Below are 1,127 nucleotides of genomic sequence, written 5' to 3' on the forward strand. Positions count from 1 at the left end.
CGTATCGAAAAAATCGAAGCGCATTTTCGTGGCGAAGTGGACGAAATCGTCCCCTTCCAGAGCGCCGATAGCTGGGAACGCAGCCGCCGCGCCGGCGGCATGAAAGAGCTGTTACGCATCCTGCGCTGGCGCCACGTGTTTCTACCGCATGGGTTGGTGGCGGTGGCGTTGTTGGTGGCAGGGTTGGTGCTGTAGGAGCGGCGCTCGAGCCGCGAAAACGATTGCCGTAGGAGCGGGATAACGTAGTTTCGAGGCACGAGTTTCGAGTCGCGAAAACCTGAAATTTCCGCTCTATGAGGTTTTGTTCTTCGAAACTCGCTTCTCGCTTCTCGCGACTGCTGTTATCGCGCCGCCGGCGACGCTCCTACACGGGTGCAGTGGTGCGCTTAACTGACTTTCCCGGTGGTGCGCACCCGACGGCTGACCTTGGGTTCGTCACTGGCTTTGCGCTTCTGGACTTCCTTGAGGCGTTTGTCGATGACGTTCTTGCCGGCGATGATCAAGCCCAGGCCCAGGAAGGCGCCGGGGGGCAGTATGGCCAGCAGGAAGCCGCCGTAGTTGTCGATGACAGTGAGTTCCCAGTTGGCCGCCATGGGCCCGAACAGCAGCTGCATGTTGGTGAACAGGGTGCCCTGGCCCACCAGTTCACGCATGCCGCCGAGAATCAGCAGGATTACCAGGAAACCCAGGCCCATCATAAAGCCGTCCACCATGGAGGGCAGCACGGCATTCTTGCTGGCGAACGCGTCGGCGCGGCCGAGCACGGCGCAGTTGGTCACGATCAGCGGAATGAAGATGCCGAGGATTTCGTACAGTTCGAACGTGTAGGCCTGCATCAGCATTTCGATCACCGTCACCATGGCGGCGATAATCATCACGAAGGCGGGCAGACGCACCGCATCAGTGACGTAATGACGAATCAGCGAGACACAGGCGTTGGAGCCCATCAGCACTACCAGGGTCGCCAGGCCCAGTCCCATGGCGTTGACCACGGAACCGGTGACCGCGAGCAAGGGGCACAGGCCAAGAATCTGTACGGTGGCCGGGTTGTTATTCCACAAGCCGTCCAGTGCCAGCTCACGGTAGGATTTACTCATTCAGTCACTCCCAAAGCGGTCCAATGTAAG

At 59.6% G+C, this 1,127-nt stretch carries 1 protein-coding gene and 1 pseudogene; one reads left to right on the plus strand and one right to left on the minus strand.

Translation table 11 applies throughout. The features are described 5' to 3' along the window. Positions 1 to 195: pseudogene (locus A3730_RS32275) on the plus strand (hypothetical protein); the annotation flags it as partial. A 191-nt stretch (positions 196 to 386) separates the two neighbouring features. Here the strand turns inward: A3730_RS32275 and A3730_RS26360 are convergent. Beyond that, positions 387 to 1,097: an electron transport complex subunit E gene (locus A3730_RS26360; RefSeq protein WP_063519320.1), complete on the minus strand. Its 711-nt coding sequence runs from the start codon at positions 1,095 to 1,097 to the stop codon at positions 387 to 389. Positions 1,098 to 1,127: the final 30 nt, after the last annotated feature.

It is taken from the genome of Alcanivorax sp. HI0044 (genome assembly GCF_001634945.1).

Coding starts and splice junctions, on each gene's coding strand:
- A3730_RS26360 (WP_063519320.1), bottom strand. CDS start 1,097: ATGAGTAAATCCTACCGTGAGCTGGCACTGGACGGCTTGTGGAATAAC.